This window comes from Streptomyces sp. NBC_01237, assembly GCF_035917275.1.
Taxonomy (GTDB): Bacteria; Actinomycetota; Actinomycetes; order Streptomycetales; family Streptomycetaceae; genus Streptomyces.
This window is the reverse complement of the sequence record NZ_CP108508.1, coordinates 7,594,109-7,617,960: the sequence shown is the minus strand read 5'-3', so window position 1 is coordinate 7,617,960 and position 23,852 is coordinate 7,594,109. Positions and strand designations below refer to the sequence as shown.

Genomic DNA, 23,852 nt, shown 5'->3' with positions numbered 1-23,852 from the left:
GACCATGGCTTCCCCCGTCCCCGAAACCGGCACCGCGGCGCGTGCCGCCGACGACGGCTCCCCCGCCGCCGATGCCGTCGTGCCCACCGCCGAAGCCGTTTCCCCCGTCGCCCCGGTCGACGAGCGGCTTCCCCTGCCGAGGCTGGCACCGCTGGCCTTCCAGCATCTGCTCGCCGGGGTCGCCGCCCCGGTCTCCTCGGTGATCCTGATCGCCACCACCCTGTCGCTGTCCGCCTCCCAGACCGCGTCCCTGCTCAGCGCGACGCTGGTGCTGTGCGGCATCGGCGCGCTGCTCCAGTCGCTGGGGGTCAAGGCGCTGCGGATCGGCGCCCGGCTGCCGTTCCTGATGCTGCCGGGCGGTGCGGCGGTGGCGATCTTCCTCCAGGTGGCCAAGGAGCACGGTCCCGCCACCGCGTCGGGCTCGGTACTGATCGCCTCGGTCTTCCTGCTGCTCGTGCTGCCGTTCTACGGGCGCCTGGTGCGGTACTTCCCGCCCCTGGTGATGGGGACGACCGTGGTCCTGATCGGGATCAACATGATCAAGATCACCTCGCCGATGATCGCGTCGGGGCCGGGGCTCGGCTTCGCCACGCTGGGCATCACCGCGCTGTTCTTCCTGCTGATGCGGGGTGTCTGGCGGCAGATGTCGGTGCTGTTCGGGCTCGTGGGCGGCACGGTCGTCGCGGCCGTCAGCGGCACGACGTTCCACATGGCGCAGGGCGCCGCCTTCGCGCTCCCGGACCCGTTCCCGTACGGCACACCGCACTTCGATCTGCTGGCCGCCGTCCCGCTGCTGGTCTTCGCCCTCGCCTCGCTGGCGGAGGCGACCGGGCAGACGGTGCTGAACAGTGAGGCCGTGGGGCGTACGCCGGACGCGGCACGCGACGTACCGCGCATCTCCCGCGCCGACGCGGTGGCCTCGCTGGGTGCCGGAGTCTTCGGTACGTCGCTGATGGTGACGAGCGCCGAGAACATCGGCATCGTTCAGCTGACCCGGGTGCGCAGCAGGTTCGTCACGGCGGGCGCCGGGGTGCTGCTGATCGCGTGCGGGCTGATCACTCCGCTCACCCGGCTGCTGGCCGCCATCCCCGAGCCGGTGGTCGGGGCCGCGGGCCTGATCATCTACGCGGTGATCGCGACGATGGGGTTCGGGATGCTCAGCCGCGAGAACCTCTCGCACGGGACCAACGGCATCGTGGTGGCGCTGGCGCTCTGCGTCGGACTGCTGCCGGTCTTCGCGCCCGAGATGTACGCCGGGCTGCCGGTGTGGGCCCGCACGGTCTTCGGCAGCGGGGTCGCCGCCGGGGCGCTGGCCGCGGTGATCCTGGCAGCGGTGTTCAGCAGACTGGGCCCGCCGCAGGACAAGGGCGACGCGGCCTGAGGCCGGGTACGGCCCGGCGGTGCCCCCGGACGCGGACGGTCCGGGGGCACTGCCAGGTCCGCGGCCGCGGGTCAGCCGAGGCCGCGGGAGTCCTGCTTGAGTGCGGTGTCCACGGTCAGGGCCGTCGCGACGACGAGACTCAGGAGCGGCTCGGGCAGCTGGTAGTGGATCTGCAGCACGTAGTTGTCCGCCGTGGTGAACATGGTCTTCGCGAGACCTTCCCAGGTCTTCGTGATCCGGGCGATCTCGGCGTCGTTGTGGTCGACGATCGCGAAGTTCCAGGCACGCCAGTTCTCCGCCTTGATCGCACCGACCTTCCGGCCGTCGGCCATCATCGCAAAGTTGATCTTGCCGATGGCGTTCTGCTGGACGATCTCGCCGACCGGCTGTCCGTCGGGACGCTGGACGACCACCCGCGACTTGATGAACTTCGCGGGGCGGGTCAGCAGCAGCTGCGGCACTCCGTAAGCGTCACGGATCTCCAGCCGGTGCGTCAGGTACTGGTCGATGCTGGAGACGAACCGGAGCACCTTGCGCAGGGCGCTCTGCCCGACCTGTACGACCGAGCCGATGGTGGTGCCGTGCTGGTCGAAGACGCTGTACTCGTTCGTGACCTCGATCAGCTTGGCCTTCTGGTTCACCACCAGGACCTGCTGGGTGAACAACGAACCGGCACCGGGCGCGGTCTGCTGCTGCGGTGCGTGGGCCTGCTGGGGCACGTGGGCCGACTGAGCCGCTTGAGCCTGCTGCGGCGCATGGGCCGGCTGGGCCGGCTGCGGCGCGTGGACCGGCTGGGCCTGCTGGGCTGCTTGAGCCTGCTGGACCGGCCGGGACGGAGACTGGGCGGGAGCCGCGGCCTGCTGGCCCTCGGCCGGGTGCGTGTGCTCGGTCCACTGCGAGCCGTCCCAGTAACGCAGCAACTGGGGCGCGCCGTGGGGATCCGGAAACCAGCCCGCAGGTATGTTCGATTGCATGGTCACCGGGGCACACTATCCCGCGAACCTGTGACCCACACTCCTTGAACCTTCATATACCTACTACGATGGCGGCGATGAACAGGCTGAGCGTGCGGACCGACCGGAGACCGGGCGGCGTACGCGTGCCCGCCTCGCTGGGCTGGGTGTTCGTCCTCCTGGCGATGTTCTTCTGCTGCTCGCTCACCGCCCCGGCCGCCGCCGCGCCTTCGACGGGCGCCCACGGCACGGCCGCAGCCCACGCGATGACTCCGACGCCCGAGGCGGAGGCCGCCCGCGTGGTCGCGGACGCCCCCGCCGACCGCGGCATGGGAACCTCCTGCCACGGCGCGTCGGACCACTCCAGGGCCGTGGTGCTGCCGGGGCCTTCCGCTCCCGTCGCGCTGCCCTCCCCCGTGGCCGTCGTCCCGGTCGCCCCGCTCACCGGCGCGGCCGCCATCCGCGGCCCCGCGAACGACGGTGTGCGCGCCGTCGACCACCTGCGTCTTCAGGTCCAACGGATCTAGAGGTCCGGGTCCGTCCCCCCTTCCACCGCGTTCCGGGCAACCGCCGGAGCACCGGGGACGGCCGCCCGCATGCCCTCTTCCCTCCATGCATCACCACGTATGCATCCCGTTCGAACCCGAGGACCCTCCATGGCTTCCGCCAAGAACACGTCTTCCCCCAAGAGCCAGAACAGCTCCACCGCCGCCCGCCGCGCCAAGCTCGAAGAGGCGCGCCGCAAGGAACGGGCCCGCGAGCGCCGCAACCGGATCATCACCATCGGCGCCTCCGTGGCCGTGGTCGCCGCACTCGTCGCCGGGGGCGGTTATCTGATGGCGCAGGCCGACGAGCAGGACAAGGCCGAGGAGCAGGCCAAGTCCTCCCCCGTGACGGGCGAGCGCAGCTGGGACAAGCTGACCCAGAACCATGTGGACAAGCCGGTCTCGTACCCGATGAACCCGCCCGTCGGCGGTGACCACAACCAGGTCTGGATGAACTGCAACGCCGACGTCTACACCGAGGCGATACCGAAGGAGAACGCCGTCCACTCCCTGGAGCACGGCGCCGTCTGGGTCACGTACAACGAGAAGGCGAAGCCCGCCGACATCAAGGCTCTCGGCGAACGCGTCTCGTCCACCCCGTACTCGCTGATGAGCCCCATCAATGACCAGGACGCCCCGCTGATGCTCAGCGCCTGGGGCAAGCAGGTCACGGTGAAGAGCGCCTCGGACGCCCGCGTCGCGCAGTTCTTCACCAAGTACGTCCAGGGCCCGCAGACGCCGGAGCCGGGCGCCGCCTGCACCGGTGGGCTCGCCAAGTGACCGCCGACGCGCGCTCGGGCGGCTCGGTCCGCATGGTCGTGGCGGGAGCCGCGGTGCTGCTGGTGGCCCTGGGGCTGGTGGCGCTGATCGTGGTACGGCCGTCCGCCGCGTCCCCGTCGGATGCCTCGTCCTCCCCGGGCTCGTCCTCGCGGTCGGCGCCCGCCGAGAGCTCCGTCGACGCGGGATTCGCCCGGGACATGTCGATCCACCATCAGCAGGCCGTCGAGATGTCGTTCATCGTCCGGGACCGCACCGACGACGAGGACGTCCGCCGTCTCGCGTACGACATCATCAACACGCAGGCCAATCAGCGCGGCATGATGCTGGGCTGGCTGGAGCTGTGGGACCTGCCGAAGAGCGCGTCCGGACCCCCCATGAAGTGGATGGGGCACACCGTCACGCCCCGGGGTGACGGCTCGCTGATGCCGGGCATGGCCACCGACGCGGAGCTGGACGCGCTGCGGTCGGCCGAGGGCCGGAAGGCGGAGGTGCTGTTCCTCCGGCTGATGACCGTTCACCACCGTGCGGGCGCCGACATGGCACAGGCGGCGGCCGGTTCCGCGGAGACGGAAGCGATCAGGAATCTGGCGGCCGGCATGGTGCGCGGCCAGGAGTCGGAGATCGGGCTCATGGCGGACATGCTCAAGGCGCGCGGCGCGAAGGCCTGAGCGTCGGCCGGGGCCAACAGCACACCCGGCCGGGGACGGACCGCGTTCCGGGCCGGGGCGGGAGGGCGGGCGGCGTGGCGGAGGCCGGCCGCCCTCCGGCCCGTGAGGAGCCCGCTCTCCCCCGCCGGGCATCACATAGGCTCGGCGACGACATGAAGAGCAACCTCACACCGCTGGGTCCCAAGGCCGACAAGGACACCGTGCGCCGGAACAATCTGAGCCTGGTGCTGCGCGCCGTCCGGGACGAGGGCGTGGCCGGCGAGGCGACCAGGGCGGGTGTGGCCGCCCGCGTCGGACTGACCCGGGCCGCGGTCTCCTCGCTGGTCGAGCAGCTGATCGACAGCGGCTTCCTCACGGAGTCGGGCAAGACCTTCAGCGGGCAGGCCGGGCGCCCCGGTACGGCGTTGAAGGTGGCGCGCACCGGTCCCGCCGGGCTCGGCGTGGAGATCAACATCGACTATGTGTCGGTCTGTGTCGTGGACCTGGCGGGCACCGGACGGGTCCGGCAGACCGAACACCTCGACAACCGGGGCGCCCCGCCCGGTGAGGTCCTGGCGCGGGCCGCGCGGATCGCTGCCCGGACCCTGGAGTCGGCGCGCGAGCAGGAACTGCGCCCGGTCGGCGTGGCACTCGCGCTGCCGGGGCTCGTCTCCGGCGGTTCGGTGCGCCAGGCGCCCAACCTGGGCTGGAACCGGGTTCCGGCCGAGGAGCTGTTCGCGCGCGCCCTCGCCGAGCTGCGCCCCGACGGCGCCGTGCTGCCGGTGAGTTCGGAGAACGAGGCCAATCTGGCGGCGCTGGCCGAGCTGTGGTTCGGCGGGCTCGGCGAGGTCCGGAGCTTTCTGTATCTGACCGGTGAGATCGGCGTCGGCGGTGCGCTGGTGATCGACGGGGAGCTGCTGCGCGGCGCGCACGGCTTCGCCGGGGAGATCGGGCATGTGGTGGTGGACCCGGCGGGTCCGGAGTGCCGGTGCGGATCGCGGGGCTGTCTGGAGCAGTACGCGGGTCAGACGGCGCTGTTGCGGGCGGCCGGGATCGAAGGCGCCGGGGGTGGTGCCGGGGTGGTGGAACTGGAACGGCGCGCGCAGGCCGGGGACGCGCGTGCGGTGGCGGCGGTCGCCGAGGCGGGCCGGATGCTGGGGCAGGTGCTGTCGGGTGCGGTGAATCTGGTCGACCCGGACGCGGTGGTGCTCGGCGGGATCTACCGCGGTCTGATGCCGTGGCTGTCGCCGCCCGCCGACGAGGAGCTGACCGGCCGTGTGGTCTCCGGCCTCTGGTCCCGGGGCGGTGGCCGGCTGCGCGCGTCGTCCGTCGCGGGGGACGCGGCCCGGGGCGCGGCGGCGCTGGTGGTGCAGAACGTACTGGCGGATCCGGTGGCGTACGCACGGTGAACCCGCCCGGCGATCGGGTGCGGGGCGGCGGGTACCGGAGTGCGGTGCGGGACGTCCGCCGGAGCGGGGTGCGGGCCCGCCGCCGGAGTGCGGGGCGGACCCGCCGCCCGGCGGGATCGGGGGGCTCTAGATGCCCAGCAGGTGGTCCATGGCCAGTTGGTCCAGGGCCTCGAAGGCCATACCGCGTTCGGCGGCGGCCGTGACGTCGAAGTCCTCGTACGCCGAGCGGTCGGCGAGCAGTCCGGTGACGCCGTCCTCGGCGGTGGGCCGGGCCAGTTCGTCCAGGCGGGAGGCGCGCAGGGCTTCCTGTACGGCGGGGTCGGCCCGGAAGGCGGCCGCCCGCTCCTTGAGGATGAGGTAGTTGCGCATGCAGCCGGCGGCCGAGGCCCAGACACCGTCGTAGTCCTCGGTCCGCGGCGGCTTGAAGTCGAAGTGGCGCGGGCCCTCGTAGCCGCCCGTCGACTCCAGCAGGTCGACCAGCCAGAACGCCTGGCGCAGGTCACCGGCGCCGAAGCGGAGGTCCTGGTCGTACTTGATGCCGGACTGGCCGTTGAGGTCGATGTGGAAGAGCTTGCCCGCCCACATGGCCTGGGCGATGCCGTGCGGGAAGTTCAGCCCGGCCATCTGCTCGTGACCGGTCTCCGGGTTGACGCCGACCAGTCCGGGCCGCTCCAGGCGTTCGATGAAGGCGAGGGCGTGGCCGATCGTGGGCAGCAGGATGTCGCCGCGCGGCTCGTTCGGCTTGGGTTCGATGGCGAAGCGCAGGTCGTAGCCCTGCTCGGTGACGTAGTCGCCCAGCAGGTCGAAGGCTTCCTTCATCCGGTCCAGCGCGACCCGGATGTCCTTGGCGGCACCGGATTCGGAGCCCTCGCGGCCGCCCCAGGCGACATAGGTGGTGGCGCCGAGTTCGACGGCGAGATCGATGTTGCGCAGCGTCTTGCGCAGCGCGTACCGGCGGACGTCCCGGTCGTTGGCGGTGAACGCGCCGTCCTTGAACACCGGGTGGGTGAAGAGGTTCGTCGTCGCCATGGGCACGACGAGCCCGGTGGCGTCCAGCGCCTGCCGGAACCGCTTGACGATTCCTTCACGCTCGGTGTCCGTCGAGCCGAACGGGATCAGGTCGTCGTCGTGGAAGGTCACTCCGTAGGCGCCCAGTTCGGCGAGCCGCCGCACGGAGTCGACCGGGTCGATCGGGGCCCGGGTCGCGTCGCCGAAGGGGTCGCGACCCTGCCAGCCCACCGTCCACAGACCGAAGCTGAACTTGTCCGCCGGAGTGGGAGTGAAGCGTTCCGTCATCGCCTGGCCGCCTTCGGGTACCGTCGGTCCGCCGACGGGCACACCGGCCGGACCTTATTTGTTCAGTGTCATGACTAATCATGCACGGAACACCTCCACGACAAAACCCCCCGACCAGCTGTTGATCGGAGTCAACCCTGTTCCGTGAGGGCCCCTTCACGTAATTTGTTTGCCACACAACCAAATTCCAGAGCGAGAATGAGGTAGCCCATGCCGCCGCGTACCGTCGTCATCGGGGTGGACAGCTCCACGCAGTCCACCAAGGCGGCCGTCATCGACGCCGTGACCGGTGAGCTGCTCGCCGTCGGCCGCGCCCCGCACCGGGTCGACGGGGACGCCGGAGCCCGCGAGAGCGACCCCGAGGTCTGGTGGCGGGCGCTGTGCGAGGCCGTGGCCACCGGGGTGAAGGAGTCCGGAGTCCCCGCCTCCGCCGTCAGCGGCATCGCGGTGGCCGGTCAGCAGCACGGGCTCGTCGTACTGGACCGGTCGGGCCGGCCGCTGCGCCCCGCGCTCCTGTGGAACGACACCCGCTCCGCCCCGCAGGCCGCCGCCCTCACCGCCGCGCTCGGCGGCCCCGACGCGTGGACCGCGCGCACCGGTTCGGTGCCGGTGGCGTCCCTCACCGCGTCGAAGTGGCAGTGGCTGCGCGAGAACGACCCCGCGAACGCCGCGGCGGCCGAGGCCGTACGCCTCCCCCACGACTTCCTCACCGAACGGCTCGCGGGCACCGCCGCCACCGACCCCGGCGACGCCTCGGGCACCGGCTGGTACAGCACCGCCACCGGCACCTACGACCCGGAACTCCTGGAACTCCTCGGGCTGGACGCCGCCCTGCTCCCCGAGGTCGCCCCCACCGGAGCGGCCCGCGTCGGCTCCCTGACCCCGGCCGCCGCCGAAGCCCTGGGACTGCCCGGAGGCATCGCCGTCGCCGCAGGGACCGGCGACAACATGAGCGCCGCCGTCGGTCTCGGACTCGGCGGCGCCGGGCTGCTCGACCACCCGGTCCTGAGCCTCGGCACGTCCGGCACCGTCTTCGCGGCGTCCCGCACCCGGCCCACGTCGACGGCCCTGTCCGGCTTCGCCGCCGCGGACGGCACGTACCTCCCCCTGGCCTGCACGCTGAACTGCACGCTCGCCGTCGACAAGGTCGCCGCCCTGCTCGGCCTGAACCGCGAGGACGCGGCCCCCGGGGGCGCGGCCGTGCTGCTCCCCTACCTGGACGGCGAGCGCACTCCCGATCTCCCCGCCGCCTCCGGACTGCTCACCGGGCTGCGCCACGACACGACCCCGCAGCAACTGCTCGGCGCCGCCTACGAGGGCGCGGCCGTCACCGTCCTGCGGGCGATGGACGAACTGCTGCGGGCCTGCGGTCTCGACCCGGACGCGCCCGAGGTGGCCGCCCGGCCGCTGCGGCTGATCGGCGGCGGCGCCCGGGGGCGGGCCTGGGTGGAGACCGTACGCCGGCTCTCCGGCCGTCCCCTGATCGTCCCCGGCAGCGGCGAACTGGTCGCCGTCGGCGCGGCCGCACTCGCCGCCTCGGCGGCCGGTGGCGGCGATCCGGTGGCCCTGGCGGCCTCCTGGAACGAACGGACGGCCGAAACGTCGGACCGTCAACTCCCTTGTGTCGAAAGGGATGTGGAGACCTGGCAACGGGTCACCTCGGTACTGGAACAGGCTGCCGCGCCACTGCTGGGCGGCTGAGCGCCGGCCGGGCACCGGATCGACCCGCATCCGTTTGGGGATGCGAACCGATCTTCAATAGGATCCGGCGATGATCATAAGAAAACGGCTGACGGCCGGGGTGTGCATCGTGCTCGCCACCCTGACCGCCGGACTGGGCACCGCGCTCCCGGCCGCCGCCGACGAACCCCCCTCCTCCGCATCGCCCAAGGTCGAACTGGTCCTCGACGTCAGCGGTTCCATGCGCACCCGCGACATCGACGGCAAGTCCCGGATGACCGCGGCCAAGCAGGCGTTCAACGACGTCCTGGACGCGGTGCCCGAGCAGGTGCAGCTCGGCATCCGGACCCTGGGCGCCGACTACCCCGGCGACGACCGGAAGGTCGGCTGCAAGGACACCAAGCAGCTCTACCCGGTCGGCCCGCTCGACCGCACCGAGGCGAAGACCGCGGTCGCCACCCTGGCGCCCACCGGCTGGACCCCGATCGGTCCCGCCCTGCTGGGCGCCGCCGACGACCTCGAAGGCGGCGAATCGACCCGGCGCATCGTCCTCATCACGGACGGCGAGGACACCTGCGGGCCGCTCGACCCCTGTGAGGTGGCCCGGGACATCGCCGCGCGCGGGGTCCACCTGGTCATCGACACACTGGGCCTCGTACCCAACGCCAAGATCCGCCAGCAGCTGACCTGCATCGCGGAGGCCACCGGCGGTACGTACACCGCCGTCCAGCACACCGAGGAACTCTCCGACCGGGTCACGCAGTTGGTGGACCGGGCCGCCGCACCCGTCATCACCCCGGTGGCGACCGAGGGCGCCGACAGCTGCTCGGCGGCACCACAGCTCAAGGCCGGTCTCTACACCGACCGCGAGAAGTTCGGCCAGCACCGCTGGTACCGGGTGGACGTGCTGCCCGGTCAGGAGCTGCGCGCCTCGGTGAGCGTGGCGGCGGACCGCGCCGTCGACAACGACTACGGCGTACTGCTGCGGGCGGTGACGAAGCACGGACGCGAGATCGTACGGGGCTCGGAGTCCGGCACCGGCCGTACGGACGTGATCTCGTCCGGGCTGCGTTACCCCAAGCCGGAGCAGGACGACAGCGAGGACGAGAAGCCGGCCGCCGAGGCCGTCTGCCTCCAGCTCAGCAACTCCTTCTCGGCCGCCGCCTCGGTGAAGACCTCCCCCGGACTGCCGGTCGAACTGACCGTGGACCTGGTGGACGGCCCCGACAACGCCGCCGACCCGGCCGCGTTCGGCCTCGGCCGGGGCTGGTGGCTGCTGGGCGTCCTGGTCCTCACCGGCCTGGTCGCCGGTCTGCTGACCGGCTGGATCTCGCGCTGGCGCGTCGCCGTATGGAGGACCAACTGATGCGTAGGACCCACCACCGCGCCAACGGTGTCACACACACGAACGGAGTCTGGCGCGCCTTCGCCGGAGCGCTGCTCGCCGGGCTCACCCTGCTCACCTCGGCGGGGGCCGCCGTCGCCGACGGCCCGTCCGCGACCGCGAGCCCCGGCGGGGACGACACCGAGAAGTCCGGCCCCACCGAGGCCGGCACCACCTTCCGTACCGCGACCTCGCTCCAGCAGGGACAGCGCGGCACCGCCGAAGCCTCGGCGGGCGACTACCTGTACTGGGTCTTCCCCGCCGACGCGGGGCAGCGCGCCACCGTCGAGGCCACGGTCAGGCTGCCGGAGAGTGCCACCCGGCACGGCGCGTCCACCTGGCAGATCGATGTCTACGACGGGCTGCGGCGCCGCCAGGCCTGTATGTACGGCCACCAGACCCGGAAGGCGGCGGCCGACGCGGCGACCGTCGAGCTGTCGTGCGTGCTGCGCACCGTGCGCGCCTGGTCCGAGCCCTGGGCCGACGACCCGCTGCCCGGCAGCTACTACGTGCGGCTGACCGTCCTGGATCTGCCCGCCACGGACCTCGGCCTGCCGGTCGGGGCCGAGATGACGGTCACCTCGTCCGACCGGGGAGGCGCCCACGACGTCGACGGGGCGCTCGCCGAGCCGCTGGTGCCCGGCGCGTCCTCCGTCGACCAGGCGTCCGACGACGCCTCGTCGGACAGTGACCCGGCGGACGGTGACGCGCGGCGGGTGTCGCTGGGCAGCGAACCGGACGACGGCTGGAGCTCCGGCTGGTGGACGGACCGCTGGCTGTGGACCGTGGGCGGCGGGGTGCTCGCCGCACTCGCGGCCGTCTTCGGCTACTCCCTCACACGGGGCGGCGGCCGTCCGTCCCGGGTCCCGCCGGGCGTCTGACCGGCCGTCCGACGGCGCCCCGGACCCGCGAACGGGGCCGGGGCGCCGCGGCGGGCCGAGTGGCGGACCGCTCCCTCCTCGAAGACCCTGGGCCGCGACAGGAGCTCCAGCACTTCGCTACGGGGAGGCACACCAGGTGTGGCAGTTCTTCGCGGACAATCCGTGGGTGGCCGTGTTCACCGTGATCACGCTCGGTGCGCTGCTCGGCATGGTGAGGTTCGGCCCGGTGAAGCTCGGCGCGGCCGGAGTGCTGTTCGTCGGCCTGTTCGTCGGGGCGCTCGACAAGGACATCGCCGCGGCCGTGCCCGCCGGGGTCTCCGCGCTGGGGCTCGCCCTGTACGTGTACACGGTCGGGCTGGAGTCGGGCCCCGCGTTCTTCCGTGAACTGCGCGGCCAGCTCGCGGTGATGGCCGGAGCGGTCGTGGCCCTCGCCCTCACCGCCGTCGTCGTCGGCTTCGTCGGCCACCGGGGCTTCGGCATCAGCGGACCGTTCCTCGCCGGTGGGTACGCGGGCATCGGAACCACCACCCCCGGCCTGGCCGCCGCGCAGGCCGCCTCGCAGGACCCCACGCAGCCCGCCGTGGGCTACGCCATCGGCTACCCGCTCGCCGTCGTCATCACCATCATGTTCGTCTCCGCGCTCGCCGTCCGCCGCAGCTGGGTCGCCCGCCGCGACCCCGACTCCGGGCTGCCGTCCACCCTCGTCACCCGTACGGTCCAAGTGACCCGCGACCGCGTCTGGGCCGATGTGCCCGGAGTCGCCACGCACCGCGTGCTGGCCAGCGAGTACCGCCCCGTCGGGGGTGACACCGGGGTCGCCGGGAGGCTGGAGCGGCTGCGCCCCGGTGACCTGGTGGTGCTGGTCGGCGGCGAGGAGGACGTACGGGCCGCGACCGAGGCCCTCGGCGCCCTGGCCCCGTTCCATCTGCTGGACGACCGCAGTGCCGTGGACTACCGGCGGATCCTGCTCACCAACCCCGACCTCGCCGGCCGCACGGTCGCCGAGCTCGGTCTGGGCGAGCGGTACGGCGCCGCCGTGAGCCGGGTGCGCCGCGGGGACTTCGACATGCTCGCCCACGACGGACTGGTGCTTCAGCTGGACGACCGGGTCCGGGTGGTCATGCCGCGCGAGCGGACCACGGAGGTCACCACGTATCTCGGCGACACGGAGGCCAAGGTCAGCGAGGTGAGCGCGGTCAGCCTGGGCCTCGGGCTCGCCCTCGGCTTCCTCATCGGCATCCCCTCGCTGACCCTGGGCTCCACCACCCTGGCACTCGGCACCGGGGCCGGGCCGCTGGTGATGGGCATGATCCTCGGCTGGCGGCGGCGCACCGGGCCGCTCGTGTGGACCCTGCCCACCCGGGCCAACCTGACCCTGCGCCAGATCGGTCTGCTGCTCTTCCTCGCCATCGTGGGACTCACCTCCGGCTACTCGTTCCGGGAGAACGCCTTCTCCCTGTTCGGGCTGAAGCTCGTGGCGGTCCTGGCGATCGGCGCGGTGGTCAGCTACGCGCTGATGGTGCTCGTCGCGAGGGTCCTGGGGCAGAGCCGGGAGCGGACCATGGGCCTGCTGTCCGGCTATGTGGGCAACCCCGCGATCGTGGCGTACGCCAACAGCAGGGTGAGCGACAGCCGGATCAACAACGGCTACTCGACGCTGTTCGCGCTCGCCATCCTGGTCAAGATCGTCTGCATTCAGCTCATCGTCGGCCTGTGACACCGACCGCCCAGGTGGACCGGCGCCCCTACCCTGGAGCCTTCACTCACCGACGCGGAGGGAGAGGGCTCTTGAGCGAGGCGCCGTACGTGAGGTTCCAGGGCACCGAGCGCAGCCCTCGGGGACACTTCCCCGGGGTGTTCGCCCTGGCCAACGGTCTGGCCCGGGAGGGCAGGCTGAGCGAGGAGCAGCACCGGTTCTGGCGCGCGGGGAACGACTGGTACGACAGCAGCTTCACCAATCCGTCCGATGTCGATCCATCCGTCTACGATCCCGCGGTGAACCCGGGAGCGGTGGCCTGGTTCAAGGTGACGGCCGTGGAACTCATCGCGCGGGTCGACGGCTATCTGACGCTGCTGGCCGCGCACCGGGTGCCGTGCGAACGGGTCGAGTCCGCCGATCCCGGCACGATCGTGTACGAGGACGCCGACCAGGTCGTGGTCGTGCCCCATCCCCGTTCGAACGAGTCCGCCACTGCGACTACCCTCGACAACTCGCGTACCCCACAGGGCTGATGGCGGATACCGGCCATGACCCCGCCAGGTGCTGGTGGAGTGCCGGCCCCGTCCTGTTCGATGGGGAGCGAGTCACCGCGCGACGGCCGCGGTGCGCCACCAGTGAGCGGAGTTCTCCGATGTCCACGCAGACCGGCACGGCACTCGAAGCCGAGCGGCGCGGCCACACACTCGTACCGGGCCCCAAGGGGCTGCCGTTCCTGGGGAGCATGCCGCAGTTCGCGAAGAACCCGCTCGCCTTCTTCGAGCGTCTTCGCGGTCACGGGGACATGGTGCGCTGGCGTTTCGGCCGGAACCGGTGCGTGTTCATATCCGACCCGGACTGCATAGGCGAACTGCTCACCGAGACGGAACGCTCCTTCGACCAGCCCACGCTGGGCATCGCCTTCCGTACGGTGATGGGCAACGGCGTGGTCGTGGCGCAGGGTGCGGACTGGCGGCGGAAGCGGTCGCTGGTCCAGCCATCGGTGCGGCCGAAGCAGGTGAAGTCGTACGCGTCGACCATGGCCGACAGCACGGTGGAGCTGGCGGACACCTGGAAGGGCGGCGAACGCGTCGACATCAAGCGGGAGATGGCCGCCCTGACCCAGCGGATCGCGGTCCGCACCATCTTCGGCGTGGACACTCCGGCGGACGCCGAGTCGATGGGCCGGGCGATGGATGTCGCACAGCGCGAGATCGGCAAGGAGTTCAGCGGCATCGGGGCACTGCTCCCGGACTGGGTGCCGACGCCGGGCCGGGCCAGGATCAAGAAGGCCGCCGCGGTCATCGACGCCGAGGTGGGCCGGGTCGTGGCCCGCCACCGCGACGGGGACGGGGAGCGCCCCGACCTGCTGAGCCGGCTGCTGACCGCGGTGGACGAGACCGGCGCGCACCTGACCGACCAGGAGATCCGCGACGAGACGGTCACCCTGTACATCGGGGGCCACGAGACGACCAGTTCCACCCTGGTGTGGGCCTGGTATCTGCTGTCCCGCAATCCGCGCGCGCGGGCCGCCCTAGCCGAGGAGCTGGACCGGGTACTCGGCGACCGCGAGCCCACGTTCGACGACTACACGCGCCTCACGTACGCCCAGTCGGTGGTGAAGGAGACCCTGCGCCTGTACCCCACGATCTGGCTGATCACCGGTGTGGCGAAGGAGGACGCGCACATCGGCGGCGTACCCATTCCCCAGGGGACCAGGGTGTGGAGCAGCCAGTGGGCCACGCAGCGCGACGCGCGGTGGTTCCCGGAGCCCGAGGAGTTCCGGCCCGAGCGGTGGGACGCCGAGCAGGGCGACGAGATCGCGGAGTACGCGTGGTTCCCGTTCGGCGGCGGCCCCAGGGTCTGTCTCGGTACGCGCTTCGCGATGGTCGAGGCGGTCCTGATCCTGGCCGTGCTGGCCCGGCGTTTCGAGCTGGACGTGGACCCGGGCACGGTCCGTCCCGTACCGACCCTGACGCTTCAGCCGGACCGGGACATCATGGCTACGGTGCGGGCGCGTCAGTCGTAGCGCGTCATCGTCAGCACAGCGGCCAGCAGCCACAGCGCGAGCGCCCACTTCGCGCCGCCCGGCATGACGGGCGCCGTGCCCTCGTCACGGAACCGGCGGCGCCGGTGCAGCCAGATCCCGAGCACCGACCCGCCGACCACGAGGTGGCCCAGGCGCAGCGCAAGCGTGATCCACAGCGGGGCGCCGGGCAGTTCGGGCGTTCCGGTGAGCGCGGAACCGAGGAAGAAGACCACGGGAACGAGCCACAGCTTCCCCGGCGGCGGGCCCGCGGCCGGGGAACCCGGTGCGGAGGCCGGTGCGGAGGCCGGTGCTGGGCCGGGTACGGAGGCTGGTGCTGGGGCCGGGGCCGGGGCGGGTGCGGAGGCCGGTGCCGGGGCCCAGGGGACACCCGGCGGCGTGATGCCCGGTGCGGTGCGCGCCGTGGTGCCGTCGTGCGGTGCGGACCGGGCGCGCTGCCGGGGGATCGGCGCGAGGGGGTCCGTACGCCGTGCACCCGATCCGGTGCGCCGCAGCCTCGCCCCGAGGCCACCGTGCGCGGCGTCCAGGGCGTCGAGTTCGGCCTCCAGGCGCAGGAGTTCCTCGGCCAGCGCGTCGTAGCGGGCCCGCCGCGCCCGCGCCTCGGCATCGGCGCCGCGGGCGGCGTCGGCGAGCTGGGCCAGGGTCTGCGCACGGTGCCGGTCCGCCTCCGCGCACGCCTGGTCCGCGGTGACCCCCGCGGCGGCGGACATCGCCGTGAGTTCGGCCCGCCGCCGGGCCGCCAGCTCTTCGACGCGGCGCCGGTCGGCGGCCGTGATGCGTTTCGGCGCGCGTTCCTCGGCACGGCGCAGATGCGACTGCCGCCACTGGACGAGCGCCTTCGCCCGGTGCTCGCCGATGCCGTTGACCCGGACCTTGGCACCGCCGGCCAGATGGATCCAGATGACCTCGCCGCCCTTGCCGTTCGGCGCGGTCCCCCGGCTGGTGTGGGTGAAGTCGGCCGCGGTGCGGACGCCTCGGACGGCGAGGTCGTTGATCAGGCCCGCGCCCAGCCCATTGAGTTCCTTGACGTTCAGCGGGGCGCGGCGGAGGGCGGCGTCGATGTAGGCGCTGCGCAGGAGCTGAAGCTCCCGGGCCTCGGAGTTCTGCCGGTCGTCGTCCAGGGCGCGCAGCCGGCCGGCGACGAGCTGCTCCGTGCGCTGCCGTTCGTTCGCGGCCCGCTCCCGTACGGCCGTGTGCGCCCGGACGGCGGTGTCCCGGGCCGCCGACTCCTGGAAGACCCGGCGGGCGTCGGCCCGTTCGAAAGCCCTGCGGCCCTTCAGCAGCGAGCGCTTGGCGCGGATGGCCTCCCGCAGCCTGCGGCGCTCGGCGCGCAGCACGGCGCGGGCGGGAGGAGGGGAGGCAGGGGGCGCGGACGGCATTTTGTCATCTTATTGTGCGGCGCGGGGGCGGAGACGCCTGCCTCCGCCCCGCCCCGGCCTCTGCCCCTGCCCCGCCGTGCGGCCGCCCCGGCTATCGGGGAAGCCACTTCTTCCATACGTCCGGGTTCGCCGCGATCCAGCGATCGGCGGCTTCCTCCGGGGTGAGCTTCTGCGAGGCGATCAGCTCCGACACCTCGTTCTGCGCGTCCTCGGACCACCTGAACCTCTTCAGGAACGCGGCCGCCTCGCCACCGCGCCCGGCGAAGTCGGCGTTGAGGTACTTCTGGAGCGGTGTCCTCGGATAGGCGCAGTCGATGTCCTCGGGGTCCTTCGCCCCGCACGCCTCGGTGTACTCCGGGAGTTCCACCTCCACCATCGGCACCTCGTTGAACAGCCACTGCGGCTGGTACCAGTAGCTGAGGAAGGGCTTCTTCTCCTTGGCGAACTGCTGGATCTGCGTGATCTGGGCGGCCTCGGAGCCGGCGAAGACCACCTTGTAGTCCAGGTCGAGGTTCTTCACCAGCGCCGTGTCATTGGTGACGTAGGACGGTGAACCGTCCATCAGCTGGCCCTTGTCGCCGCTCTCCGCGGTGCGCAGTTCGTCCGCGTACGCGTTCAGGTTCTTCCAGTCGGTGACGTCGGGGTGCTGGTCCGCCCAGTACTTCGGTACGTACCAGCCGATGTGCCCGGTGACACCGAGGTCCCCGCCGCGCACGATGGTCTTCTTCTCGTCGACGTACAGCTTCTCCTGGTCCGGGTGGCCCCAGTCCTCCAGGATCGCGTCGACGCGGCCCTGGCTGAGGGCGTCCCAGGCGGGGACCTCGTCCGTCTGGACCAGATCGACCCGGTAGCCGAGCTCGTCCTCCAGGAGTTGCCGGGCGACCGCCACATTGGCCTGGGCGCCGACCCACGACTGTACGGAGAGGGTGACGGTCCTGATCCCGGCGGGCGCCGCGAACGGCGACGTCTGCCGGGTCATGTCGGCGGCGCCGCAGCCGGTGACCGCCAGCAGGGCCGCGGCCGAGGAAACGGCCGCGGCCATACGCGTACGGACACGGGTGCGGCCGCCGGTACGAGGACGGGTGCCGTGACGGCGCCGGGCACCGCCGGGGGCGGGGGCAGGGGTGCGCGTCATCTCAGCTCTCCTGTCGCTGGCGGCGGATGGTGGGCTGGGTGACCCGGTCGAGCATCAGGCCGAGGCAGACGATCGCGGCTCCCGCGACGAGCCCGGTGGCCAGGTCGCCCTGACCGAGGCCGAGCACCACCTGGTAGCCGAGCGCGCCCGATCCGACGAGGCCGCCGATGATGACCACCGCGAGGACCAGCACGACGCCCTGGTTGACGGCGAGCAGCAGTGCGGGCCGGGCCAGGGGCAGTTGGACCTGGCGCAGCTGCTGGCCGCTCGTCGCGCCGAGCGAGCGGGCGCACTCCATCGCGGCGGGGTCGACGCCCCGCAGCCCCTGGGTGGTGATGCGGACGACGGCGGGCAGCGCGTAGACGACGGCCGCCGCGGCGGCGGGGGCGCGGCCGACGCCGAACAGCGCGACGACGGGGATCAGGTACACGAACTGCGGCATCGTCTGGAAGACGTCCAGGACCGGTCGCAGCAGCCGCTCCAGGCGCTCGCTCCGGGCCGCCGCGACGGCGATCGCGAAGCCCAGCACGAGGGTGACCGCCACGGCGGCGATGACCTGGCTGAGCGTGTCCATCGACGGTTCCCAGACACCGAGGACGCCGATGGCCGCCATGGCCAGTACGGCGGTGGCCGCCGTGCGCCAGGTGCCGATGGTCCAGGCGAGGGCCGCGACGATCAGCAGCACCGACCACCAGGGCAGGCCCTGGAGCCCGTCGCGCAGCGGGTTGAGTATCCCGTCGGTGAAGTGGGCGGCCCAGTCGGCGGTGCCGCCGACGACGGGCACACCGGTGTAGAGGTGGTCGACCATCCAGTCCTTGGCGGTGTTGACCGGTTGGGCGATGGCCACGGTCGCGCTCTCGGGCCAGACCCGGCCGCCGGCCGACCGGCCCGCCGCGGCGGCGGCCGCCGCGATCACGGCGGCCAGGGCCCAGCCGCGCCGGCCCCGCAGGGCGGCGGGGCCGGCGGGCGAGCCGCCGATCCGCCGTCCGGCCGCCTCGGTCGTACGGTCCAGGACGACGGCCAGCAGCACGATCGGGATGCCCGCCGCGAGGGCGGCTCCCACATCGACCGAGGACAGCGCCTGGTAGACACGGTCGCCGAGACCCCCGGCACCGATGACGGAGGCGATGACGGCCATGGACAGGGCCATCATGATCGTCTGGTTGAGGCCGAGCAGGAGTTCCTTGCGGGCCAACGGCAGCCGGGCGGTCAGCAGGCGCTGTCGGCCGGTCGCGCCGAGCGAGGCCACCGCTTCCATGACCCCCCGGTCGGCACCGCGCAGCCCGAGCGCGGTGAGCCGGGCCATCGGCGGAGCCGCGTACACGACGGTGGCGAGGACGGCTCCGGGCACACCGATGCCGAAGACGAGCACCACGGGCAGCAGATAGGCGAAGGCGGGCAGCACCTGCATCGTGTCGAGTACGGGGCGCAGCACCCGGAACGTGCGGTCCGAGAGCCCGGCGGCGAGCCCGAGGAGCAGGCCGAGCGCGACGGAGGCGAGAACCGCGACGACCATCAGCGCGAGCGTCTGCATGGTCGGCACCCACATGCCCAGCAGCCCGCACACGAGGAACGACACCGCCGCCGTCAGCGCGAGCCGGACACCGGCCGCGCGCCACGCGACAACGGCGGCGAGGGCGGTGACGCCCGCCCAGCCGAGGGCCAGCAGGAGGAGGTAGACGGCGCGCACGGAGATGACGACCGCGTTGCTGATGTGGCCGAAGAAGTAGAGGAACAGCGGATGGCTGTCGCGGTTGGCCACGATCCACGCGGTCACGTCGCCGAGCGGCGCCGACAGGTCGACGGTCAGCGCCTGGGGCCACATTCCCCCGCCCCAGCGGGCGTGGACGACCGGGACGGCGACGGCGGCGATCACCGCGAGCAGCAGGAGCTTGACGAGGGCGGGCCGGCCGCGCAGCGCGGCCACCGGCCCCCGGCGCGGACTGCCGGACGCCGGGCCGGAGGTGGGCGTGGAGACGGCTCGGGCGGTGGCCATCAGGCGGTCACCCCGTGCGGCCCGTCCTCGGCTCCCCCGCGGGACCCGGTCCCCGCGACGACGTCGAGCAGGCACGCGTGGTCGACGATGCCGACCAGTCGGCCCCTGTCCATGACACGGGCCGCCGGGTCGCCGGAGCGGGCCACCGCTTCGATGGCCTGGGAGACGGTGGCGTCGGGGCGCAGGGCCGGGCCGCGTTCGCTCTCTCCGGCGGCCGGGGGCCGCATGGCGGTGGCGACGGTGAGGACCTGCTCGCGCGGCACATCGCGGACGAACGCGCGCACATAGTCGTCGGCGGGCGATCCGACGATCTCCTCGGGGGTGCCGAGCTGCACGATGCCGCCGTCGCGCATCAGGGCGATCCGGGTCCCCAGGCGCAGCGCCTCGCCGAGGTCATGGGTGATGAACACCATCGTGCGGCCCTCCTCGCGGTGGAGCCTGACCACTTCGTCCTGCATCTCGCGGCGGATCAGCGGGTCGAGCGCGCTGAACGGTTCGTCGAAGAGGAGGACGGACGGGTCGACGGCGAGCGCCCGTGCCAGCCCGACGCGCTGCTGCTGGCCGCCGGAGAGCTGTGCGGGACGGCGGTCCTCCAGCCCGGCCAGCCCGACCTTCGCGACGAGTTCCGCCGCCCTGGCCCGGCGTTCGGCCCGGCCCAGGCCCTGGATCTCCAGTCCGTAGGCGACATTGTCGAGGACCGTGCGGTGCGGCAGCAGTCCGAAGTGCTGGAAGACCATCGCGGCCCGGTGGCGGCGCAGTTCGCGCAGCCGGGCGCGGTCCATCGCGAGGACGTCCTCGCCGTCGATGGCGACCGTGCCGCCGGTGGGCTCGATCAGCCGGGTGAGGCAGCGTACGAGGGTCGACTTGCCGGAGCCCGACAGGCCCATCACGACGAAGACCTCTCCCTTGCGGACGTCGAAGGAGACGTCGCGCACGGCGGCGGTGCAGCCGGTGCGCTCGCGCAGTTCGGCGGCGGGCAGGTCGGCGTACGCGCCGCCGGGGATCCGTTCGGCCCCGGGGCCGAACACCTTCCACAGGTTCCGGACGGCGAAGACGGGGGTATCGGCTCCGGTCATCGGCCCTCGCCTCCGGCCGGGACCTCGGCCGTGAGCAGTTCGGCGCACTTCTCGCCCACCATCAGGACTCCGATCATCGGGTTCACCGCGGGCATGGTCGGGAAGACGGAGGCATCCGCGATCCGGATGCCGTCGAGTCCCCGGACGCGCAGCTGGGGATCGACAACGGCCGCCGGGTCCCCGGGGGCACCCATCCGGCAGGTGCCCGCCGGGTGGTAGACGGTGTGCGCGACCTTTCGGGCGTACGCGCTGATGTCCTCGTCCGACGTGATGTCCGGACCGGGGCACACCTCGCGCTTGAGCCAGTGCGCGAGCGGTTCGGTCCTCGCTATCTCGCGGGCCAGCTTGATGCCGTCGACCAGGGTGCGGCCGTCGTGGTCGTCCTCGTCGGTGAAGTAGCGGAAGTCCAGGGCGGGTTTGACCTCGGGATCGGGGCTGGTGAGGTAGAGGCGGCCGCGGCTGCGCGGTTTGGGGACGTTCGGGGTCATCGACACACCGTGCTCGGGCTTCTCGTAGCCGATCCGCTCCGGGTTGTCGGTGAACGGGATCTGGTAGAAGTGGAACATCAGGTCCGGGCCCCGGGATTCGGGGGCGCGGCGGACGAAGAGCCCCGCGTCCGAGTCCATCGCGGAGTTCTCGGGGATGGGACCGTCGGTCTCCCAGACGATGACCGACTCGGGGTGGTCGAGCAGGTTCTCGCCGACGCCGGGCAGGTCGTGGACGACGGGAATGCCGAGCCGTTCCAGGTCCTCGCGCGGCCCGATCCCGGAGTGCAGCAGCAGCCGCGGGGTGTCCACCGCGCCCGCGCAGACCAGGACTTCGCGCGTGGCGCGCAGCAGGACCTCCTCGCCGTCCTTCGTCCGGACGTGCACTCCCGTGGCGCGCGTGCCGTCGAATTCCAGGCGGTACGCCCAGGTCTCCAGCAGGATCGAGAGGTTGGGGCGGTCACCGGCCTCGATGTGCGGGTGGAGGTAGGCGACGGAGGCGGAGGAGCGCTTGTTGTCCTCCGGGTGGTAGGCCAGGTCGAAGAAGCCGACGCCCTCGTGGAACGGCTCGCGGTTGAAGCTGTCGACGCGCGGGACTCCGGCCGCGGTCCGCGCCGCGTCGACGAAGTCGCGGGCGATGGCGTTACGGTCCTTCTCGTCGACGGGCACGATGTTGTTGCGCAGTCTGGCGAAGTACGGGTCCATCGCGGCCGCGTCCCAGCCGTCGGCGCCCGCCTCGGCCCACTCGTCCCAGTCGCCGGGCAGCGGTCTGAAGCTGATCAGCGTGTTGTGGGAGGAGCAGCCGCCGAGCACCCGGGCCCGGCTGTGGCGTATGTGGGAGTTGCCGCGCGGCTGTTCGGTGGTGGGGTAGTCGTAGTCGAGGTCGCCGCCGAGGAGGCCGAGCCAGCGGCGCAGCGTGAGCACGTCGTCGCGGCCGATGTCCGTGGGGCCGCCCTCGATGACCGTGACGGTGACGCCGGGGTCCTCGGTGAGGCGGGAGGCGATGACCGAACCGGCGGTGCCGCCGCCGACGATCACGTAGTCGACAGGTTCGGGGAGTGCGGTGCGGTGGGGGGACGGGGGCATCGGCTTCACTGCTCCTTCTGCAAAGTGCGTACGTGAACGTGCGTGCGAGCGAGAGGGCGAGCGGACGTGAACGTGCGAGCGGGCGCGGCCACGCGTACGAGCGTGAGCGCGCGGGCGTACTGCTCCTGCGGCTTCTCTGTTGCGGCTTCTCTGTTGCGGCTTCTGCTTCTGCTTCTGCTCCGAGCAGGCGGGCGGAATCAGCCGGCGAACCAGCGCTGCGGACGCGGGTTGAGGTTCTGGTAGATGTGCTTGGACTCCCGGTACTCCGCGAGACCGGTGGGGCCCAGCTCGCGCCCCGTACCGGACTTGCCGAAGCCGCCCCATTCGGCCTGCGGGAGATAGGGGTGGTAGTCGTTGATCCATACGGTGCCGTGGCGCAGCCGCCCCGCCACGCGACGGGCGCGGCCCCCGTCCGTGGTCCAGACGGCGCCGGCGAGGCCGTAGTCCGTGTCGTTGGCCAGGGTGACGGCCTCCTCCTCGGTACGGAACGTCTCGACCGTGAGGATCGGGCCGAAGGTCTCCTCGCGGACGACCCGCATCTCCCGGTGGCAGCCGTCCAGCACGGTCGGGCGGTAGAAGTAGCCGCCGGCCGGCCGCTGCGCGGAGGGCTCGGGGCGGGCGCCGCCGGAGCGGACGACCGCGCCCTCCGCACGGGCGGAGGCGACGTACGCCTCGACCTTGGCGAGCTGCTGCGCGGAGACGAGCGGGCCGCACTCGACACCCGCCTCGGTGCCCCGGCCGAGCCGGATCGCGTCGGCGCGGCGGGCCAGTTCGGTGACGAAGCGCTCGCTGACGGACTCCTCGACGATGAGCCGGGCCCCGGCCGAGCAGACCTGCCCGCTGTGGAAGAACGCGGCGTTCAGGGCCTGGTCGACGGCGGTGTCGAAGCCGTCCTCGGTGGCGCAGGCGTCGGCGAACACCACGTTGGGGTTCTTGCCGCCGAGCTCCAGGGCGACCTTCTTCACGGTGGGCGCGGCGGCCTGCGCGACCTTGGTGCCGCTGGCCAGGCCGCCGGTGAAGGAGACCAGGTCCACGTCCGGATGCTCCGAGAGCCGGGCCCCGACCGGGTCGCCCGCACCGGTGACGAGATTGGCCGCGCCGTCGGGCAGCCCGGCCTCGGAGAGCAGCCGGATCAGGTGGACGGTGGAGAGCGGCGTGACCTCGCTGGGCTTGAGCACGAAGGTGTTGCCCGCGGCGAGCGCCGGGGCGATCTTCCAGCTGGCCTGGAGGAGCGGGTAGTTCCAGGGGGCGATCAGGGCGCAGACACCGACCGGCTCGTGCACGACGATGCTGTGGACGTCGGGGTCGCCCGCGTCGACGACCCGGCCGCCGCTCTCGTTCATGACGAGGTCGGCGAAGTAACGGAAGGCGTTGGTCACGTCGTCGACGTCGACGCGGCCCTCTTCGAGGGTCTTGCCGGTGTCGCGGCTCTCGGTGAGCGCGATCTCCTCGCGGTCGCGCTGGAGCAGGCCGGCGACGCGGCGGAGCAGCCCGGCACGCTCGGCGACGGGCCTGTGCGGCCACGGGCCGTCGTCGAAGGCGCGGCGCGCGGCGGCGACGGCGGCGTCGGTGTCCGTGACGTCGCCCTCGGCGACGACCGCGAGGACGGTGGCGTCGGCGGGGTCGAGGATCTCGCGGGTCGCGCCGGACCCGGCGGCCCGCCAGACGCCGTCGATGTGGATGGTGCTGAGCGCCGACATGTCGTGTTCTGCCTTCCGTGCCCGAAATGCCCCCGCCGGTTCGGCCGGGAGCGTTCTGCGCGGTGGACCGGAGTGCGGCCGCACCAGCAGCCTGGACCCCTCCCCGGTACGGCGGAATGTATGCCCGGATCTTCACCCTGGGTGACATGCCTCACTTCGGGCAACCGGACGGCGCCGGACCTCATCGCCGGCCCGCCACTGCGGCCCCGGACACGGCCCCGGCCCCGGACACGGACATCGGCCCGCCCCGCTCCCCGGTGCGGACACGGACATCGGCCCCGCCCCCGCCCCCCGGT

Annotated in this window: 19 protein-coding genes; 11 read left to right on the top strand and 8 right to left on the bottom strand. The window is 72.5% G+C overall.

Annotated elements, in window-relative coordinates:
* The first annotated feature begins 4 nt into the window (after positions 1–4).
* Entirely contained in the window at positions 5–1,381 is a 1,377-nt protein-coding gene (locus OG251_RS33720) for a uracil-xanthine permease family protein (protein ID WP_326680651.1), read from the top strand.
* A 71-nt stretch (positions 1,382–1,452) separates the two neighbouring features.
* Here OG251_RS33720 and OG251_RS33715 read toward each other — a convergent pair whose 3' ends face one another.
* On the bottom strand, positions 1,453–2,361 hold the full coding sequence (locus OG251_RS33715) for a phospholipid scramblase-related protein (protein ID WP_326680650.1): 909 nt from the start codon (positions 2,359–2,361) through the stop codon (positions 1,453–1,455).
* Positions 2,362–2,432: 71 nt separating this feature from the next.
* Here OG251_RS33715 and OG251_RS33710 point away from each other — a divergent pair, with 71 nt between their 5' ends.
* The 4 genes from OG251_RS33710 (at position 2,433) to OG251_RS33695 (ending at position 5,715) form a co-directional block, all read left to right on the top strand.
* Positions 2,433–2,861, top strand: coding sequence for a hypothetical protein (locus tag OG251_RS33710; protein WP_326680649.1), 429 nt, complete (start codon positions 2,433–2,435; stop codon positions 2,859–2,861).
* Between the two features lie 129 nt (positions 2,862–2,990).
* Entirely contained in the window at positions 2,991–3,659 is a 669-nt protein-coding gene (locus OG251_RS33705) for a DUF3105 domain-containing protein (protein ID WP_326680648.1), read from the top strand.
* A gap of 32 nt (positions 3,660–3,691) precedes the next feature.
* A complete protein-coding gene (locus tag OG251_RS33700) occupies positions 3,692–4,327 on the top strand; it encodes a DUF305 domain-containing protein (protein WP_326681511.1) in 636 nt (211 codons plus the stop codon).
* A gap of 152 nt (positions 4,328–4,479) precedes the next feature.
* On the top strand, positions 4,480–5,715 hold the full coding sequence (locus tag OG251_RS33695) for an ROK family protein (protein WP_326680647.1): 1,236 nt from the start codon (positions 4,480–4,482) through the stop codon (positions 5,713–5,715).
* Between the two features lie 126 nt (positions 5,716–5,841).
* Here the strand turns inward: OG251_RS33695 and xylA are convergent, their stop codons facing one another.
* Entirely contained in the window at positions 5,842–7,011 is a 1,170-nt protein-coding gene (gene xylA / locus OG251_RS33690; protein ID WP_326680646.1) for a xylose isomerase, read from the bottom strand.
* A gap of 210 nt (positions 7,012–7,221) precedes the next feature.
* Between xylA and xylB the strand changes: the two genes are divergently transcribed.
* From xylB to OG251_RS33660, 6 genes are all read left to right on the top strand, one after another.
* Entirely contained in the window at positions 7,222–8,712 is a 1,491-nt protein-coding gene (gene xylB / locus OG251_RS33685) for a xylulokinase (RefSeq protein ID WP_326680645.1), read from the top strand.
* 70 nt (positions 8,713–8,782) lie between these two features.
* Positions 8,783–10,057, top strand: a complete 1,275-nt coding sequence (locus OG251_RS33680) for a VWA domain-containing protein (protein ID WP_326680644.1) — start codon at positions 8,783–8,785, stop codon at positions 10,055–10,057.
* Complete coding sequence (locus OG251_RS33675) at positions 10,057–10,956, top strand: hypothetical protein (RefSeq protein WP_326680643.1); 900 nt, start codon at positions 10,057–10,059, stop codon at positions 10,954–10,956. Before OG251_RS33680 ends, OG251_RS33675 begins: the two co-directional genes overlap by 1 nt.
* A 166-nt stretch (positions 10,957–11,122) precedes the next feature.
* The gene (locus OG251_RS33670; RefSeq protein WP_326680642.1) at positions 11,123–12,673 is read left to right on the top strand and encodes an aspartate:alanine exchanger family transporter; all 1,551 of its coding nucleotides are present in this window, start codon (positions 11,123–11,125) and stop codon (positions 12,671–12,673) included.
* Between the two features lie 71 nt (positions 12,674–12,744).
* Positions 12,745–13,188, top strand: coding sequence for a hypothetical protein (locus OG251_RS33665; protein ID WP_326680641.1), 444 nt, complete (start codon positions 12,745–12,747; stop codon positions 13,186–13,188).
* 119 nt (positions 13,189–13,307) lie between these two features.
* Positions 13,308–14,681, top strand: coding sequence for a cytochrome P450 (locus OG251_RS33660; RefSeq protein ID WP_326680640.1), 1,374 nt, complete (start codon positions 13,308–13,310; stop codon positions 14,679–14,681).
* On the opposite strand, the gene OG251_RS33655 is transcribed toward OG251_RS33660, so the two are convergent.
* The 6 genes from OG251_RS33655 to OG251_RS33630 form a co-directional block, all read right to left on the bottom strand.
* The gene (locus tag OG251_RS33655) at positions 14,672–16,078 is read right to left on the bottom strand and encodes a hypothetical protein (protein WP_326680639.1); all 1,407 of its coding nucleotides are present in this window, start codon (positions 16,076–16,078) and stop codon (positions 14,672–14,674) included. The genes OG251_RS33660 and OG251_RS33655 overlap by 10 nt on opposite strands.
* Before the next feature lie 91 nt (positions 16,079–16,169).
* Positions 16,170–17,120, bottom strand: coding sequence for an ABC transporter substrate-binding protein (locus OG251_RS33650; RefSeq protein ID WP_326681510.1), 951 nt, complete (start codon positions 17,118–17,120; stop codon positions 16,170–16,172).
* A 94-nt stretch (positions 17,121–17,214) separates the two neighbouring features.
* On the bottom strand, positions 17,215–19,209 hold the full coding sequence (locus OG251_RS33645) for an ABC transporter permease (protein WP_326680638.1): 1,995 nt from the start codon (positions 19,207–19,209) through the stop codon (positions 17,215–17,217).
* On the bottom strand, positions 19,209–20,285 hold the full coding sequence (locus OG251_RS33640; RefSeq protein ID WP_326680637.1) for a quaternary amine ABC transporter ATP-binding protein: 1,077 nt from the start codon (positions 20,283–20,285) through the stop codon (positions 19,209–19,211). The genes OG251_RS33645 and OG251_RS33640 overlap by 1 nt, the downstream gene beginning before the upstream one ends.
* Complete coding sequence (locus OG251_RS33635) at positions 20,282–21,856, bottom strand: GMC family oxidoreductase (RefSeq protein ID WP_326680636.1); 1,575 nt, start codon at positions 21,854–21,856, stop codon at positions 20,282–20,284. Before OG251_RS33635 ends, OG251_RS33640 begins: the two co-directional genes overlap by 4 nt.
* Positions 21,857–22,053: 197 nt before the next feature.
* Positions 22,054–23,556 (bottom strand): aldehyde dehydrogenase family protein, encoded by a 1,503-nt coding sequence (locus OG251_RS33630; RefSeq protein ID WP_326680635.1) that lies wholly within the window; start codon positions 23,554–23,556, stop codon positions 22,054–22,056.
* Positions 23,557–23,852 lie beyond the last annotated feature (296 nt).